This is a genomic window from Marinobacter pelagius (assembly GCF_900114925.1).
In the GTDB taxonomy this organism is placed as follows: Bacteria; Pseudomonadota; Gammaproteobacteria; order Pseudomonadales; family Oleiphilaceae; genus Marinobacter; species Marinobacter pelagius.
In genome coordinates this window covers 624,674-641,085 of sequence record NZ_FOUR01000001.1, presented here as the reverse complement: position 1 = coordinate 641,085, position 16,412 = coordinate 624,674, and the positions used below count along the sequence as shown (strand labels likewise).

Below are 16,412 nucleotides of genomic sequence, written 5' to 3'. Positions count from 1 at the left end.
TTTCAGCCGGGGAATTTTCATGCAGCAGAGCACAGATACCATCGCCGCGATTGCCACTGCGCCTGGCCAGGCCGGCGTCGGCATCGTCCGGGTCTCCGGTCCGAAAGCCCGGGACATCGCCCACCGCATGCTGGGATTCGAACCCAGACCCCGGTACGCCCATTACGGTCCCTTTGTGGATAACTCCGGCCAGCTCATCGACGAGGGCATCGGGCTGTTTTTCCCCAACCCCCACTCCTTCACCGGCGAGGATGTATTCGAGCTCCAGGGCCACGGTGGTACCGTCATCCTGGATCTGCTGCTCCGGGAAGTCTGCAGCCTCGGTGGCCGTCTGGCCCGACCGGGTGAATTCTCCGAACGGGCATTCCTGAACGACAAGCTCGACCTGGCCCAGGCCGAGGCCATTGCCGATCTGATCGAGAGTAGCTCGGAGCAGGCGGCTCGCTGTGCAGTGCGTTCCATGCAGGGGGTATTCTCCCGTCGGATCGACGATCTGGTGGAAGCGGTTACTCACTTACGGATCTATGTCGAGGCCGCCATCGACTTTCCCGAGGAGGAAATCGACTTCCTTGCCGACGGCAAGGTGGCCACCGATCTGAAGGCACTTATCGGACGGGTGAATACCATCCTGGCCGAGGCCCAGCAGGGCACCATACTGCGTGACGGCATGAAAGTGGTCATCGCCGGCCGCCCCAATGCCGGCAAGTCCAGCCTGCTCAATGCCCTGGCCGGCCGGGAAGCCGCGATTGTAACCGCCATCGAGGGCACCACCCGGGACGTGCTCCGGGAACATATCCACATCGACGGCATGCCCCTGCATATCATCGATACCGCCGGCCTTCGGGACAGTCCTGACGAGGTGGAACAGATCGGCATTGCCCGGGCCTGGGACGAAATTCGCCAGGCCGACCGGATCCTGCTGATGGTGGACGCCACCACCACCGACAAGACCGAACCCCACGAAATCTGGCCGGACTTCATCGATCGGTTGCCCGCTAATGCGCCGGTGACGGTGATCCGTAACAAGGTGGACCTGTCCGGGGAAACGGTGGGCATTACCGCCGAACCCCACCAGGCGGCGCCGGTCATCCGGCTGGCCGCCAAGTCGGCCGAAGGACTTGAGGTACTGCGGGATCATCTGAAGCAGTGCATGGGCTTCGTTACCACCACCGAGGGTGGCTTCCTGGCCCGCCGCCGGCACCTGGATGCCCTCGAGCGGGCCAGGGATTCGCTGCTGCAGGGCCAGACCCAGCTGGAAGGCTACGGCGCCGGCGAACTGTTGGCGGAAGACCTGCGCGCAGCCCAGGATGCCTTGGGGGAAATCACCGGGCACCTGACACCGGATGAACTTCTGGGCAAGATATTCAGCAGCTTCTGCATCGGTAAATAGAGGAATACAGCCATGGAACAGTCACACAGCCGGGTGCTCACGCTCGCTTCCGCATTTCTCCTTGCCCTGGCGCTGGGCGGCTGCAGCACGGTGTATTACAACACCATGGAAAAGCTCGGTTTCGAGAAACGGGATATCCTGGTGGACCGGGTGGAAGATGCCCGGGATGCCCAGTCCGACGCCCAGGAAACCTTCCGCTCGTCCCTGGCGCGGTTCCAGAGCGTGGTGGCCACTCCGGACACCGAGCTCAAGGAAAAATACGAGGAAATCCGTGACGCCTACGAGGACAGCGTCGATGCCGCCGATGAGGTGAGGGATCGCATTGACGGTGTCGAGGATGTGTCCGAGGCCCTGTTCGCCGAATGGGAAGAGGAGCTGGATCTGTACGAGAGTGCTTCTCTCCGGCGCAGCAGCGAGCAGCAGTTGCGGGAAACCCGGAGCCAGTACCAGCAACTGATCACCCGCATGCATCAGGCCGAAGATCGTATGGATCCGGTCCTGCAGGCCTTCGAGGACCAGGTGCTGTACCTCAAGCACAACCTCAATGCCCAGGCCATCGGCGCCCTGGAAAACGAACTCGGCCGCATCCGCAGTGATGTCGACAGCCTGATTCGCAACATGGAAGCCTCCATCGCCGAATCCGAGGCCTTTATCCAGCGGTTCCGGGATCAGTAACCCGCATCGGGGGTAATAGACAAAAAAGGGAAGCCTGATCATGGGCTTCCCTTTTTCATTTTCGTCGAGTTGGTCAGACCTCAGCCGGTCTTGCGGACGTCGTCCTCCGTGACTGGCTGCAGTGCTTCGGTGTTGGTCCGGTTACCCAGGAAATCCGGCCGGGGCTTGTTGCCGCAATAGGGCTGTTCCAGCTGGTTTTCCACACTGTTGTAGACAAAGAACAGGTTGCTCCGCGGCCAGGGTGACATGTTGGCGTTGGAGGCGTGCAGGGTGTTGCACTCGAAAATGATCAGCGAGCCGGCCGCGCCGGTGGGCGCCTTGATACCGAACTCATCCGCCATCCGCTTCAGGTCCCGGTCATTGGGTACGCCCAGCTCCTGCTTTTTCAGGGACGACTGGTAGTTGTCCTCCGGGGTGCGGCCGACGCAGGGCACGAAAGTCTTGTGGGAACCGGGGATCAGCATCAGCGGCCCGTTGAACGGGGTGTTATCGGTCAGGGCAATGGAGAAACTGACGGCGCGCATGCGCGGCATGCCATCTTCGGCGTGCCAGGTCTCGAAATCCGAGTGCCAGTCAAACCCCTTACCGTGGAAGCCCGGCTTGAAGTTGATGCGGGACTGGTGGATGTAGGCATCACTGCCCAGGAGCTGGCGCACCATGGCGAGGATCTTCGGGTCCCGGGTCAGGCGGTCAAAGCGATCGGACAGCTCGTGGATACCGAAGATCGAGCGGATCTCCTGCTTGCCCGGCTCGGTGATGGTTCCTTCCGAGCGCAGGATGCTGTCGTCATCCTCATAGGCGCGCAGATCTTCACGGAATTTCTGTACCGTGGCCTGGTCAAGGAAATTGTTGATGGCCAGGAAACCGTCGCGCTCGTATTGGGCCAGTTCGGTTTCGCTCAGGGGGCCATTGGTACGGTCGTCTCCGGTGCTGTGGATAACCGGGTCCCGGCGTTCAAAGCTCGGGGTGGGGCGTTCCAGGCGGGTTGGATAAAAGTCGTCAGAACGAGTTTCCATATTCGAACCTCCTTACTTTTATTCAATAACTGAAATTTTCCTTTCACCTCATGAAGTTAATGGCTTTGGCATGGAAAGGCACAACGAATGTGGGGTTGCCTTTTCTCATTTCAAGGGCAAAAAAAATCCCGGGGCGGGGCACCCCGGGATCAAGAGTCACCGGCCGGATCAACCGGTGAAGGCCATATGATCGGAATCCAGCTGCATCAGGCTCCGGGTCGGGCTGAGCATGCTGGTGGCGTGGGCCTGGGCCCGGGGTAACAGGCGCTCGAAGTAGAATTCCGTGGTGGCCAGCTTGGCTTGATAGAACTCTTCCGAGTCCTCGCCGCCGTTATCCAGTTTATCCACAGCGACCGCGGACTGGCGCAGCCACATGTAAGCCATGGTCACGTAGCCGCTGTACATCAGGAAGTCGTTGGCGGCAGAGCTCACTACATCGCGGTCCTTGCGTGCCGCCAGCATCACCCGCACCGTCAGCAGGTTCCACTGGGCCGTCAGCTTGAGCAGTTCCACCGCGTACGGGCGCAGGCGCTTGTCGGTCAGATGCTTGCGAGCAAAGTTGGCGATCTTCAGGGTGAATTCCCGGACCGCGCCGCCCTGGGTCATCAGCAGTACCTTCCGGCCCAGCAGGTCCAGCGCCTGGATGCCGGTAGTACCCTCGTACAGGGTGGCGATGCGGGTATCACGGACGATCTGTTCCATGCCGTGCTCGCGGATGTAGCCGTGGCCACCGAATACCTGCATGCCCAGGTTGGTGCACTCGTACCCCAGTTCGGTCAGGAAACCCTTCAGGATCGGAGTCAGGAAACCGAGTTTGTCGTCGTAGGCCTCGGCTTTCTTGTCATCTCCCCGGGTGTGGGCCTCCACCATGTGGTCCGCCAGGCGGGCCGCGTAATAGAGCATGGCCCGGCCGCCCTCGGCGACCGCCTTCTGGGTCAGCAGCATGCGACGGACATCGGCGTGGTGGATGATGGCGTCGGCCACCTGCTCCGGTTCCTTCTTGCCGGACAGCGCCCGCATGGAACGGCGTTCTCTGGCATAGTCCAGCGCCCACTGATAGGACAGCTCGGCCGGGCCGACGCCCTGGATGGCGGTACCGATCCGGGCTGTGTTCATGAAGGTGAACATGCACTCCAGGCCCTGATTCTCCGGGCCGATCAGGTAACCGGTAGCACCGTCGAAGTTCATCACGCAGGTGGCGGAGGCCTTGATACCCATTTTCTTTTCCAGGCTGCCACAGCTGACGCCATTGCGCTCGCCGACACCACCGTCGGCGTCCGGCAGGAACTTGGGCACGATGAACAGGCTGATACCTCGCGTACCCTTGGGTGCATCGGGCAGTCTGGCCAGGACGATGTGGACAATGTTCTCGGTCAGGTCATGCTCACCGGAGGAAATGAAGATCTTGGTGCCGGTGATCCGGTAGCTGCCATCGCCCTGGGGTTCCGCTTTGGTCTTCACCTGGCCCAGGTCAGTACCGCACTGGGGCTCGGTCAGGCACATGGTGCCGCCCCAGCGGCCCTCGGTCAGGGGGACCAGGTAGGTCTGCTTCTGGGCCTCGCTGCCGTGCAGGTAGATAGTGTTCATTGCCCCCAGGGACAGACCGGGGTACATGGAGAATGACCAGTTGGCGGTGCCCATCATTTCCTGCTTGAGCAGACCCATGGAGGCGGGCAGACCCTGGCCGCCATATTCCTCGGGGGCGGACAGGCCCTGCCAGCCGCCCATCATGTACTGGTGGTAGGCTTCCTTGTACCCGGCGGGGGTGGTCACTTCGCCATTTTCCAGCTTGCAACCTTCCTCGTCGCCGGACTGGTAGAGCGGGCTCAGGACTTCTTCACAGAACTTGCCGCATTCGGCCAGGATGGCATCGACGATGTCCGGCGTGGCGTTTTCGCCGCTGGCCAGCGACTCATAGTGTTTGGGGTAATCGAACACTTCATTGAGCAGGAATTTCATGTCGCGCAGGGGCGCCTTGTAGACCGGCATAACGAAACCTCTGTACCTGTAATGGATTCGGGGGAGGGCGATCGGCCTCCGATGTTCTTTGTTTTACGGCATTCCCGGGGCGCTGCCATTGACGAAAAGCACCGGTGGCTATGTCACCAAAGACAATTGGCTGAAATGACGATCTGCTGTTCAGCAGCGCCGCCGGTTTCTGATCGAACCCGGGCCGGGTTTCGTATGTTTCTGACAAGCATTCGGAATTTTCTGCAACGGGGGAGTGTAAAAGTCATGCAAAAGCGTCGGTTTCGGTCCCGGGGTACTGGCCCTGTCACACTGCTATGGTTATGTTTGAGCCTGGTGCTCTTGTCCGGCTGTGCGTCTCCCTCGCTGGAGGACTACGCGGACCGCTCGCCGAAACTGGTCCCGGAACAGTTCTTTAGCGGCGAACTTTCTGCCCGTGGGGTGGTCAAGAATTTCTCGGGTGAGGTAATTCGTACGTTCGACGCCGATATCTCGGCCTCCTGGGATGCCAACGGGGTCGGTACCCTGGATGAAGTGTTCCGCTTCGATGACGGTGAGGTCCAGACCCGGGTCTGGACCCTGGAGCCCACTCCGGAGGGCTATCATGCCGATGCCGGTGACGTGGTTGAACCAGGCACCATGCGCTGGCAGGGCAACGCCATTCATATGAATTACGTACTCCGGGTTGCCTATGGCGACGGCACCATTGACGTGCGTATGGACGACTGGATGTACCTGATTACCCCGGACACCCTGATCAACCAGACCACCATGAGCAAGTGGGGGATCGATGTCGGGGAGATTGTATTGGTCATCCAGAAAAAATAACCGGGCGGGTACGCCGGATCATTAATCAACAGGCAGTCATACCATCATGTGGAAACAATGGGTCATCGCGCTGGTTCTCGTCGCCGTTGCTGTCGGCGGAGCCTGGGTCTACCGGACATACGACAGCGGCTCGGAACAGCAGGCCGGTGGTGAGCGTCCTGCCAGCGCCGTGAATACGGTGCGTCCGGAGCGCGATACGGTCAGGGATGTGGTCAAGACGGTGGGGAATCTCCAGGCGCTGAACGCTGTGGAACTGACCACCGAAGTCAGTGGCCGGGCCATTGAAATCAACCTGGCGGCTGGTAAGAAAGTGGCCGAAGGCGACCTGCTCCTGCGTCTCGATGACCGCCAGGCCCGGGCCGACCTGGCCGAGATTGAAGCCCGGCTCGCCGATGCCCGGCGGCAACTGGAGCGGGCCAATCGCCTGCGTTCAAATAACAGCATTTCCCAGTCCCAGGTGGATGAACTGAGAACCGCGGTCGACGTCGCCCTGGCGCAGCGCCAGGCCGCCCGGGTGCGGCTGGATAACCATCGGATCGAGGCACCGTTTTCCGGTGTGGTTGGTCTGAGCGATATCAGCATCGGTGCCTATGTCACGGCCGGAACCGCTATCACTACCCTGGATACCACCGAACGGATGGAGCTGAATTTCAGTATTCCTGAACGGTTCCTGGGGCAGGTGAGTGTGGGGCAGGAGGTCCGGGGGATCTCGCCGGCCTACCCCGATCAGCCTTTTCGTGGCGAACTGGTGGAACTGGGTACCCGCATCAACGAGCTGAGCCGGAGCCTGCCGGTCCGGGCCCTGATTGATAACACCGACGGACGGCTGCGCCCGGGCCAGTTCATGTCCGCCACCCTGACTCTGCAACAGCGGGAGGCCCTGGTCATCCCGGAACAGGCGGTGATGATCCGCGGAGACGAGCAGTATGTGTTTGTCGCCGAAGATGGAGCTGCAAAGCGGGTATCGGTGGAGCTTGGCTCTCGGATGCCCGGTATGGTCGAAGTGGTCAGCGGCATACAGCCCGAGGATGAAGTGATCGTCACCGGTCAGGATCGACTGAGTTCCGGTGACCGTATCCGTGTGCTGGACGGCGAGAACGTTATCCCGGAAAACCGCTTCGTCAGCTCCTTGGAGTCCTGAGCCATGGTGCTGTCCGATATTTCCATCAAGCGTCCGGTCTTTGCCACGGTCCTGAGTCTGCTGATCGTGGTTTTCGGCCTTGCGGCCCTGTTCGAGTTGCCGGTGCGGGAGTACCCGGACATTGATCCGCCGGTGGTGTCCATTTCCACCGATTACACCGGTGCCGCCGCCGAGGTGGTCGATACCCAGATCACCCAGGTGATCGAGGGGGCGATCAGTGGCATTGAGGGTATCCGCTCCATTGAATCCTCTACCGAGCAGGGCGAGTCCCGCACCAGCATTGAATTCAACATTTCCCGGGATGTGGATATCGCCGCCAACGACGTGCGTGATGCGGTCTCCCGGGTGGCCAACCAGCTGCCCGACGAGGCCGATGCCCCGGTGGTGCGCAAGGCCGATTCCGATGCCCGGCCGATGATGTGGATAACTTTGCGCAGTCAGGTCTGGGACAGTGCCGAACTCAGCGATTTTGCTGACCGGGTGCTGGCGGACCGGTTATCGGTACTCGACGGGGTGGCGGATGTTCGCATCGGCGGTGAGCGCCGGTACGCCATCCGGGTTTGGCTTGATCGCGAGCGGCTGGCGGCCCGGAACATCACCGTGGCTGAAGTGGAGCGGGCGCTGCGCGCCAACAACGTGGAACTGCCCGCGGGCTCAGTGGATTCTTCCACCCGCAACTTCACGGTACGGGCCGAGGGCCGGTTATCCACAGTCGAACAATTCCGGGAACTGGTGATCCGGCGCAACGGCAACGACCTGTTACGCCTGGGTGAGGTGGCCAACGTCCAGATGGGGGTGGAGTCGGATGTCAGCCGGCTGCGCGCCAACGGCGAGACCGCCATCGGTATGGGGATCATCCGCCAGTCCAAGGCCAACACCGTGGCGGTGTCCGACGCCGTGCGGGCCGAGCTGGACCGGATCCGGGAAACCCTGCCGCCGGAAGTCACCATCGCCGAGAGCTACGACGAATCGATCTTCATCCGTGCCTCAATCAAGGAGGTGGTGATCACCCTGGCCATTGCCGTATCCCTGGTCATCCTGGTGATCTTCCTGTTCCTTCGCTCCTGGCGGGCAACCCTGATTCCGGCCGTCACCATTCCGGTTGCGGTCATCGGTGCCTTCATCGGCCTGGGTTTCCTCGGGTTCTCCATCAACGTGCTGACCCTGCTGGCGGTGATCCTGGCCATCGGCCTGGTGGTAGATGACGCCATTGTCATGCTGGAGAACATCCAGCGACGCATTGATGAGGGCGAGCCGCCTTTGCTCGCGGCTTACCGGGGCGCCAAACAGGTGGCCTTCGCGGTAATCGCCACCACCCTGACCCTGGTGGCGGTGTTCGTGCCCATCTCGTTCATGGGGGGCAACGTCGGCCGGTTGTTTGCCGAGTTCGGTTTCACCCTCGCCGCAGCCGTGGTTTTTTCCAGCCTCGTGGCCCTGACCCTGGCGCCCATGCTCTGTTCCAAGTGGTTGCGCCACAGTCCGGAGAGCGCGGAGGGGCACCGGCTCTGGGCCGCCAGTGAGAAGGTTTTGAACGGCCTGACCCGCGGCTACGAGCGGTTGTTGCGATTTTCACTGAGTATGCCTGGCCTCCTGATCGGCCTAGGGGTCGCCGGGCTCGTGGTAGCAGCGGTCGTCTATCCGAAACTGCCCCAGGAGCTGGCACCCACCGAGGACCGGGGTGTCATCATCATGCCCACCAGCGCGCCCCGGGGTTCCACCGTGGAATTCACCGACCATTACGTCCGCAAGGCCGAGGAGAAGCTGCTGCCTTACCTGGATGACGGCATTGCCAACCGGCTGTTGTCCATCGTCGGCTTCCGGGACGAGGAAGACAACGCTTTCATGATCATGGGCCTGGTACCGTGGGAACAGCGGGACATCAAGCAGCAACAGGTGACCAGCGAAATCCGCCAGAAGCTCAGTGACATCTCCGGGATCCGGACCGTGGCCGTGAACCCGCCGGGCCTGGGTCAGCGGGGCTTCAGCCAGCCGGTGGAATTTGTGGTTGCCGGCCCGGATTACGAGTCGGTGCAAGCCTGGAGCGACGAGATTGTCGAGCGGGCCAAGGAGAATCCGAACCTGCTTAACCTGGAGACGGATTTTGAGCTGACCCGTCCGGAACTGCGGGTGGACATTGACCGGGAGCGGGCCGCGGACCTGGACATCACCGTCGAGGATGTTGGCCTGACCCTGCAGACCATGCTGGCGTCCCGCCAGGTCACCACGTATTTGGACCGGGGCCGGGAGTACGATGTCATCATCCAGGCGACTGAAGCCGATCGCGCCACCCCGGCCGACCTCGGCCAGATCTTCCTGCGGCCGCGGGAGGGTGGCAGCCTGATTCCGCTTCAGGCCCTGGTATCGGTGGAAGAAATTGGCGCCAATCCTGACCTGCGCCGGATTGACCGCCTGCCGGCGGTGGTGATCAGTGCTTCCCTGGCCGACGGTTATGATCTCGGCTCGGCACTGACCTACCTGAACAATCTGGCTGTGGATAACTTGCCGCCGGAGGCGCGAACCAGCTACAAGGGCCTGTCCCGGGAGTTCGAGGAATCCTCCAACGCCATCTACGTGACCTTTGGCCTGGCCTTCGTGATCGTATTCCTGGTACTGGCGGCCCAGTTCGAGAGCTGGATCCACCCGCTGATCATCATGCTGACGGTGCCGCTGGCGGTGACCGGGGCCCTGCTGGCGCTGTTCTGGTCGGGCATCAGCCTGAATATCTACAGCCAGATCGGCATCATCATGTTGCTCGGTTTGATGGCCAAGAACGGGATACTGATCGTGGAGTTTGCCAATCAGCTCCGGGACAAGGGCTATGAGGTCCGGGAAGCGATCCTCGAGGGCGCCGTGCTGCGTTTCCGCCCGGTCCTGATGACCACCATCTCTACCGTGTTCGGTGCCGTACCCCTGGTGATTGCCACCGGTGCCGGCGCCGAGAGCCGGGCCGCCATCGGTATGGTGATCCTGGGCGGGTTGCTCTTCGCCACCACGCTCACCCTGTTCCTGATTCCGGTGCTCTATAACCTGCTGGCCCGGTTTGCCAAGTCCACTAACGCCGTGGAGCAGGAGCTGGAACGTCTGGCCGCTGGCCAGGCGGGAGGTACCGGGCTGGCAACGGCACCGCAGAAACGGGCGGATGATTTCTGAGATGGGGCACGTGCTTCGTTGAATCCAGAGAATTCTGTGGAAAAATAAATGAACAAACCGCGGATAACCTCTGGATTCATTTCATAGAGTTTAATTAAAACAATAAGTTAAGGTGCTTTTTCGGGCTAACGGCAAGCTCCTGAATCTGTGGATAACTTTTTGAAAACTTTTCTGAGATGTGTCTTCCAAGCCACTGAAAAAGCAAAAATTTCGGTTATTACTTATACAGATTCGGGGTTATTCCGGCGGTTATCAACAAGGGCTCCTGCACGGTGACTTTCAAGTGTCGCCGACTCTGGTTAAAATTTGCACATCCTGACTGCATTTTCCACGGCGAGGCGTTATACTCGCCGCCCTGTTTTTATCCCCCGATTTCCGAGGTGAAGAGTGGAGTTTCCGACCCGTTTCGATGTCATTGTCATTGGTGGTGGCCACGCCGGTACCGAAGCCGCGCTGGCCGCAGCGCGCATGGGTTCGCAAACCCTGCTGCTGACCCACAACATTGAGACCCTGGGCCAGATGTCCTGTAACCCGGCCATCGGCGGGATCGGCAAGAGCCATCTGGTCAAGGAAATCGACGCCCTGGGCGGCGCCATGGCCCGTGCCACCGACCAGGCCGGTATCCAGTTCCGGGTCCTCAACAGCCGCAAGGGTCCGGCGGTGCGCGCCACCCGCGCCCAGGCCGACCGGGTGCTGTACAAGGCAGCAATCCGCCATGTGCTGGAAAACCAGCCCAACCTGACCCTGTTCCAGCAGGCGGCGGACGACCTGGTTGTGGAAAACGACCAGGTGGTGGGCGTGGTGACCCAGACCGGCATCCGCTTCAACGCCAAAACCGTGGTGCTGACCACCGGTACCTTCCTTGGCGGAGTTATCCACATCGGCATGCAGCACCACTCCGGTGGCCGTGCCGGGGATGCGCCGGCCAATGCCCTGGCCAAACGCCTGCGCGAACTGCCGTTCAACGTCGGCCGCCTGAAAACCGGCACCCCGCCCCGGATCGATGCCCGCTCTGTGGATTTCTCGGTAATGGACAAGCAATGGGGCGACAACCCGACCCCGGTGATGTCCTTCATCGGTAGCCGGGACGAGCACCCCGAGCAGGTCTGTTGTTACGTGACCCGCACCACCGAGCAGACCCACGACATCATCCGCAGCGGTTTTGACCGCTCGCCGATGTTTGCCGGCAGCATCGAGGGCGTGGGCCCGCGCTACTGCCCGTCCATCGAGGACAAGGTAAACCGGTTTGCCGACAAGGATTCACACCAGATTTTCGTGGAGCCCGAGGGCCTGACCACCAACGAACTGTATCCGAACGGTATCTCCACCAGCCTGCCGTTTGATATCCAGCTGGCGGCGGTGCGCTCCATTCCCGGGTTCGAGAACGCCCACATCACCCGGCCGGGCTACGCCATCGAATACGATTACCTGAACCCGCAGGACCTGCGCCACACCCTGGAAACCAAGTTTATCCAGGGCCTGTACTTTGCCGGCCAGATCAACGGCACCACCGGTTACGAAGAGGCCGGTGCCCAGGGCCTGCTGGCGGGCATCAACGCGTCCCTGCGTGCCCAGGAGAAGGACGAATGGTACCCGCGCCGGGATGAAGCCTATCTCGGCGTGCTGGTGGACGACCTGATCACCATGGGTACCAGCGAGCCCTATCGCATGTTCACCAGCCGTGCCGAATACCGGCTGATCCTGCGTGAAGACAACGCCGACCTGCGCCTGACCGAAACCGGCCGCAAGCTGGGGCTGGTGGATGATGAGCGCTGGCAGAAATTCAACGACAAGCGTGAAGGCATTGCCCGGGAACGTAGCCGGCTGGAATCCACCCGGATTCACCCGAATACCGGGGCCGGGGAGCGGGCCAATGGTTTCCTGAAACAGCCCATGGCCCGGGACCAGTCCCTGGCCGAACTGCTGCGTCGCCCGGAGATTGCCTACGACCAGATTGCCGAGATTGGCGGCGAGCGGGCCGACGATCCGAACGTGGCGGATCAGGTGGAAATCGAGATCAAGTACGAGGGTTACATCTCCCGCCAGGCGGACGAGATCGAGCGCCTGCGCAAGAACGAGAACACCGCTCTGCCCATTGACCTGGACTACGATGTGATCGGCGGCTTGTCCAACGAGATCAAGCAGAAGCTCAAGGACGTGCGGCCGGAGACCGTGGCCCAGGCCTCCCGCATCCAGGGGGTCACCCCGGCGGCGGTGAGCCAGATCCTGGTGCACCTGAAAAAGCGGGACCTGCTGCGCAAGCAGAGCGCCTGAGCCTGGCCCATGACGCAAGCACTCTGGCAACGCCAGCTCCGGGACGGGCTGGCCGAGATGAACCTGTCCCTGACCGACGGCCAGCAGCAACAGCTGTTGGCCTTTCTGGCTTTACTCAACAAGTGGAACAAGGCGTATAACCTGACCGCCGTGCGTGATGAGCGGGTGATGGTTTCGCGCCAGCTGCTGGACAGCCTGAGCATTCTGCCCTGGGTTACCACGGACCACCTGCTCGATGTTGGTGCTGGTGGTGGTCTGCCGGGTATTCCCCTGGCCATCGCCCTGCCGGACAGGCGCTTCACCCTGCTCGACAGCAATGGCAAGAAGACCCGCTTCCTGAACCAGTGTGTACTGGAACTGGGACTGGACAACGTCGACGTGATTCATGGCCGGGCCGAGGACTGCCAGCCGGAGCAGCCCTTTACCCAGATCAGCAGCCGCGCCTTCACGGCTCTGGAGAACCTGGTGACCTGGTGTGGTTCGTTGCTGGACAATGAGGGCGAGTTCCTTGCCATGAAAGGTCAGTTTCCGGATGATGAGGTAGCTGCCCTTCCGGCCGGCTGGCAGGTAAAATCCAGCCATTCCCTGAAGGTCCCCGGCGCAGATGGCGAACGGCATTTGCTGGTCGTTGCCCGGGCAGAGCATTCCCGGTAACCCGCAACAGGAGGCAAAACATGGCGCGCGTGATTGCAGTGACCAATCAGAAAGGCGGTGTGGGCAAGACCACCACCTGCGTCAACCTGGCTGCCTCCCTGGCCGCAACCAAGCGGCGGGTGCTGCTGGTGGATATGGACCCCCAGGGCAACGCCACCATGGGCAGCGGTGTGGACAAGAATGCCCTGGAGTTGTCCGGTTATGATGTCCTGACCAAGCGTGCGACTCCGGCTGATGTGATCGTCACTGTGGAAAACGGCGGGTTCGACCTGCTGCCGGCGAACGGTGACCTGACCGCCGCGGAAGTGGAGCTGATGAACGAGATCGGCCGGGAACACCGCCTGCGCCTGTCCCTGAACAGCATCCGGGACACCTACGATTACATCCTGATTGATTGTCCGCCGTCCCTGAACCTGCTCACCGTCAATGCCCTGTCGGCCGCGGATTCGGTGCTGATCCCCATGCAGTGCGAGTACTATGCCCTGGAGGGGCTGGCGGCGTTGATGAATACGGTGGAGCAGATCCAGGAAACGGTGAATCCCAACCTGGAGATCGAAGGTCTGTTGCGTACCATGTACGATCCGCGCAACAGTCTGACCCTGGATGTATCCGCCCAGCTGGCGGAGTTTTTCGGTGACAAGGTTTACCGTGCCGTGATTCCCCGCAATGTGCGGCTGGCGGAAGCGCCCAGCTACGGGCTGCCGGCCCTGAAGTACGATCGTGCCTCCAAGGGCGCCGTGGCCTACCTGGCCCTGGCCGGTGAAATGGTCCGCCGCCATGGTTCGAAAAAGACATCCGAGCCGGTTGCGGTGTAACATACCGGGCCGTTGGTACACGACACACAACGCTTTTCAACGGGAAGAATGACAGACACCATGGCGGCTAAGAAACGAGGATTGGGTGAGCGTGGACTGGGAGCCCTGCTGCAGGGTTCAAAGGTCAACCTTAACCAGGAGGTGAAGGACCACGACGGCGAGCTGCGCGAGATCCCGATCGATCTGGTTCAGCGTGGCCGCTACCAGCCCCGCCGAGACATGGATCCCGCCGCCCTGCAGGAACTGGCCGACTCCATCCGCCAACAGGGTGTGATGCAGCCGGTAGTCGTTCGCCCGATCGCCGAGGGCCGTTTCGAGCTGATTGCCGGTGAGCGCCGCTGGCGCGCGGCCCAGATTGCCGAACTCGACAGCCTGCCTGCCATCATCCGCGATGTACCCGATGAAGCCGCCATCGCCATGGCGCTGATCGAGAACATCCAGCGCGAGAACCTCAACCCCATCGAGGAAGCTTTTGCCCTGCAGCGCCTGCAGGACGAGTTCGGGCTGACCCAGGCCCAGGTCGCCGAGGCTGTGGGTAAATCCCGGACCACCATCACCAACCTGCTGCGGCTGATCGGCCTGACCGAGGATGTTCGTCTGATGCTCGAACACGGTGACCTGGAGATGGGCCATGGCCGGGCAATGCTGACCCTGCCCCCGGAACTGCAGATGCAGGTGGCCCGCCAGGTGGTGGCCAAGTCCCTGTCGGTGCGCCAGACCGAAGCGCTGGTGCGCCGGGTCCAGCAACAGTCGCCCGGGGGCAAGTCCAAAGACAAGGGCGCCATTGACCCCAACATTCGCGCCCTGCAGGACGACCTGGCCGAGCGCCTTGGTGCCCGCGTCTCCATCAGTCATGGCCAGCGCGGCAAGGGCAAACTGGTGATCGAATACAGCTCCCTCGACGAGCTCGATGGCATTCTGGGCCATATCAAGTAGCCGGAAATTTTTCCTACTCTTTTCGACCCCCTACGAAAGTCCGTACCGGCTGTTTTACACAACATGTAGTGTTCAATAATTGATCCTGTACCTATTTGTGTCCGGAGGCCGAGAACGCCGCGGATTTCGGGCAATCCGGGCCTGCGCAGTGCGGCCGGATTTGTTGATTCGTGCACATTGAACACATATAATCTGCCGCGCTTGTATCGGTGTATTTGTTTATTTTTTAGACCGAATCGAGTCGAAAACACCGAATTCCCGGGAAAAACATGACGAAGGCAACCCCGAGCGGCATCCGCCGCCCGCCCATCGCACGATGGTTCTTGATTGAGAGTGTGATTCTTGTCGTCGTCAGCCTGGCCTTTTTGTTACGCAGCCAGGTCGCAGGTTATTCAGCGCTACTGGGCGGTCTTATTTTTCTGCTGCCCCATGGTTACTTTGCGCTCAAGGCATTCCGCTACTCCGGCGCGCGGTCTGCCAAAAAGATCATGAGTTCTTTTTACCAGGGTGAGGCCGGCAAGCTCATCCTGTGCGCCATCCTCTTCACGATGGTGTTCAAATGGATTCAGCCGCTTGATGTAGCGGCACTTTTTTTAACATTTGCGATCATGCTGGTCACCAACTGGTTGACACCGCTTCTGGCGGGCAGCAATACGCAGCAAAGCTAACTGGACCTGGGAACCCGTTATGGCAGGAAGTGCATCCGAATATATACAGCATCACCTCCAGAACCTGACCTACGGAAAACTGCCGGCCGGATATGAGCGCGCCGATGGTTCCGTGGTTGAAGAAGCCACCTGGACACTGGCCCGCACCGGCCAGGAAGCCTCCGACATGGGCTTCTGGGCGTTGCACATTGACTCTCTGGGCTGGGCCGTCGGTCTCGGCGTTCTGTTCCTCTTTCTGTTCCGCATGGCCGCCAAGCGTGCCACGTCCGATCAGCCCGGCGGGCTCCAGAACTTCGTCGAAGTGATGGTCGAGTTCGTGGACAACAGCGTGAAGGAAACCTTCCACGGCAAGAACAAGGTGATTGCCCCGCTGGCCCTGACCATCTTCTGCTGGATCTTCCTGATGAACCTGATGGACCTGGTGCCGGTGGACTTCCTGCCGCAGCTGTTCCATCTCATGGGTCTGGAGTACATGAAGGTCGTTCCGACCACCGACGTGAACGTGACCCTGGGTATGTCCCTGTCCGTATTCGCGCTGATCATCTACTACAGCCTGAAGGTGAAGGGCGTGGGTGGCTTCCTCGGTGAGCTGACCCTGCACCCCTTCTCCTCCGACAACCTGTTCCTGAAAATCCTGCTGGTGCCGGTCAATTTCCTGCTCGAGGGCGTGAGCCTGATCGCCAAGCCGATTTCACTGGCTCTGCGTCTGTTCGGTAACCTGTACGCCGGCGAGCTGATCTTCATCCTGATTGCACTGTTGCCGCTGTGGGCACAGTGGACGCTGTCTGTACCCTGGGCGATCTTCCACATCCTGGTAATCACCCTGCAGGCGTTCATCTTCATGATGTTGACGATCGTGTACCTGAGCATGGCTCACGAAGACAGTCACTGATCGGA

General features: G+C 61.0%; 13 protein-coding genes. 11 read left to right on the top strand and 2 right to left on the bottom strand.

Annotated features, from left to right (window positions below; genetic code table 11):
- The first annotated feature begins 19 nt into the window (after nt 1-19).
- Both mnmE and BM254_RS02910 read left to right on the top strand, forming a co-directional pair.
- Nucleotides 20-1,390, top strand: coding sequence for a tRNA uridine-5-carboxymethylaminomethyl(34) synthesis GTPase MnmE (mnmE, locus tag BM254_RS02915; RefSeq protein WP_091998378.1), 1,371 nt, complete (start codon nt 20-22; stop codon nt 1,388-1,390).
- A gap of 12 nt (nt 1,391-1,402) precedes the next feature.
- Complete coding sequence (locus tag BM254_RS02910) at nt 1,403-2,065, top strand: DUF2959 domain-containing protein (protein WP_091998377.1); 663 nt, start codon at nt 1,403-1,405, stop codon at nt 2,063-2,065.
- Between the two features lie 80 nt (nt 2,066-2,145).
- On the opposite strand, the gene thpD is transcribed toward BM254_RS02910, so the two are convergent.
- Both thpD and BM254_RS02900 read right to left on the bottom strand, forming a co-directional pair.
- Complete coding sequence (thpD, locus tag BM254_RS02905) at nt 2,146-3,081, bottom strand: ectoine hydroxylase (protein WP_091998376.1); 936 nt, start codon at nt 3,079-3,081, stop codon at nt 2,146-2,148.
- 168 nt (nt 3,082-3,249) lie between these two features.
- Nucleotides 3,250-5,070: an acyl-CoA dehydrogenase C-terminal domain-containing protein gene (locus tag BM254_RS02900; RefSeq protein WP_091998375.1), complete on the bottom strand. Its 1,821-nt coding sequence runs from the start codon at nt 5,068-5,070 to the stop codon at nt 3,250-3,252.
- Nucleotides 5,071-5,316: 246 nt separating this feature from the next.
- On the opposite strand from BM254_RS02900, the gene BM254_RS02895 reads away from it, so the two are divergent.
- The 9 genes from BM254_RS02895 to atpB all read left to right on the top strand — a co-directional run bounded on the left by BM254_RS02895 (nt 5,317) and on the right by atpB (nt 16,407).
- Entirely contained in the window at nt 5,317-5,877 is a 561-nt protein-coding gene (locus tag BM254_RS02895) for a DUF3833 domain-containing protein (RefSeq protein ID WP_091998373.1), read from the top strand.
- Nucleotides 5,878-5,923: 46 nt separating this feature from the next.
- Nucleotides 5,924-7,018, top strand: a complete 1,095-nt coding sequence (locus BM254_RS02890; RefSeq protein WP_091998371.1) for an efflux RND transporter periplasmic adaptor subunit — start codon at nt 5,924-5,926, stop codon at nt 7,016-7,018.
- Between the two features lie 3 nt (nt 7,019-7,021).
- Nucleotides 7,022-10,168: an efflux RND transporter permease subunit gene (locus BM254_RS02885; protein WP_091998369.1), complete on the top strand. Its 3,147-nt coding sequence runs from the start codon at nt 7,022-7,024 to the stop codon at nt 10,166-10,168.
- Nucleotides 10,169-10,555: 387 nt separating this feature from the next.
- Nucleotides 10,556-12,442 carry a tRNA uridine-5-carboxymethylaminomethyl(34) synthesis enzyme MnmG gene (gene mnmG / locus BM254_RS02880; protein WP_091998368.1) on the top strand — a complete coding sequence of 629 codons (1,887 nt, stop codon included), beginning with the start codon at nt 10,556-10,558 and terminating at the stop codon, nt 12,440-12,442.
- Nucleotides 12,443-12,451: 9 nt separating this feature from the next.
- Nucleotides 12,452-13,096: a 16S rRNA (guanine(527)-N(7))-methyltransferase RsmG gene (gene rsmG, locus BM254_RS02875; RefSeq protein WP_091998366.1), complete on the top strand. Its 645-nt coding sequence runs from the start codon at nt 12,452-12,454 to the stop codon at nt 13,094-13,096.
- Nucleotides 13,097-13,116: 20 nt separating this feature from the next.
- Nucleotides 13,117-13,911 (top strand): ParA family protein, encoded by a 795-nt coding sequence (locus BM254_RS02870; RefSeq protein WP_091998364.1) that lies wholly within the window; start codon nt 13,117-13,119, stop codon nt 13,909-13,911.
- A 60-nt stretch (nt 13,912-13,971) separates the two neighbouring features.
- Nucleotides 13,972-14,847: a ParB/RepB/Spo0J family partition protein gene (locus BM254_RS02865; protein ID WP_091999150.1), complete on the top strand. Its 876-nt coding sequence runs from the start codon at nt 13,972-13,974 to the stop codon at nt 14,845-14,847.
- Between the two features lie 269 nt (nt 14,848-15,116).
- Nucleotides 15,117-15,515 carry a F0F1 ATP synthase subunit I gene (locus tag BM254_RS02860; protein WP_091998362.1) on the top strand — a complete coding sequence of 133 codons (399 nt, stop codon included), beginning with the start codon at nt 15,117-15,119 and terminating at the stop codon, nt 15,513-15,515.
- A 19-nt stretch (nt 15,516-15,534) separates the two neighbouring features.
- Nucleotides 15,535-16,407, top strand: coding sequence for a F0F1 ATP synthase subunit A (gene atpB, locus BM254_RS02855; RefSeq protein WP_091998360.1), 873 nt, complete (start codon nt 15,535-15,537; stop codon nt 16,405-16,407).
- Nucleotides 16,408-16,412: the final 5 nt, after the last annotated feature.

Bases quoted from the DNA above. Each gene is read 5' to 3' on its own strand.
- BM254_RS02910 (WP_091998377.1), top strand. From the start codon at position 1,403: ATGGAACAGTCACACAGCCGGGTGCTCACGCTCGCTTCCGCATTTCTC.
- BM254_RS02865 (WP_091999150.1), top strand. From the start codon at position 13,972: ATGGCGGCTAAGAAACGAGGATTGGGTGAGCGTGGACTGGGAGCCCTG.
- BM254_RS02900 (WP_091998375.1), bottom strand. From the start codon at position 5,070: ATGCCGGTCTACAAGGCGCCCCTGCGCGACATGAAATTCCTGCTCAAT.
- rsmG (WP_091998366.1), top strand. From the start codon at position 12,452: ATGACGCAAGCACTCTGGCAACGCCAGCTCCGGGACGGGCTGGCCGAG.
- BM254_RS02890 (WP_091998371.1), top strand. From the start codon at position 5,924: ATGTGGAAACAATGGGTCATCGCGCTGGTTCTCGTCGCCGTTGCTGTC.
- mnmE (WP_091998378.1), top strand. From the start codon at position 20: ATGCAGCAGAGCACAGATACCATCGCCGCGATTGCCACTGCGCCTGGC.
- BM254_RS02860 (WP_091998362.1), top strand. From the start codon at position 15,117: ATGACGAAGGCAACCCCGAGCGGCATCCGCCGCCCGCCCATCGCACGA.
- thpD (WP_091998376.1), bottom strand. From the start codon at position 3,081: ATGGAAACTCGTTCTGACGACTTTTATCCAACCCGCCTGGAACGCCCC.
- BM254_RS02895 (WP_091998373.1), top strand. From the start codon at position 5,317: ATGCAAAAGCGTCGGTTTCGGTCCCGGGGTACTGGCCCTGTCACACTG.
- BM254_RS02870 (WP_091998364.1), top strand. From the start codon at position 13,117: ATGGCGCGCGTGATTGCAGTGACCAATCAGAAAGGCGGTGTGGGCAAG.
- atpB (WP_091998360.1), top strand. From the start codon at position 15,535: ATGGCAGGAAGTGCATCCGAATATATACAGCATCACCTCCAGAACCTG.
- BM254_RS02885 (WP_091998369.1), top strand. From the start codon at position 7,022: ATGGTGCTGTCCGATATTTCCATCAAGCGTCCGGTCTTTGCCACGGTC.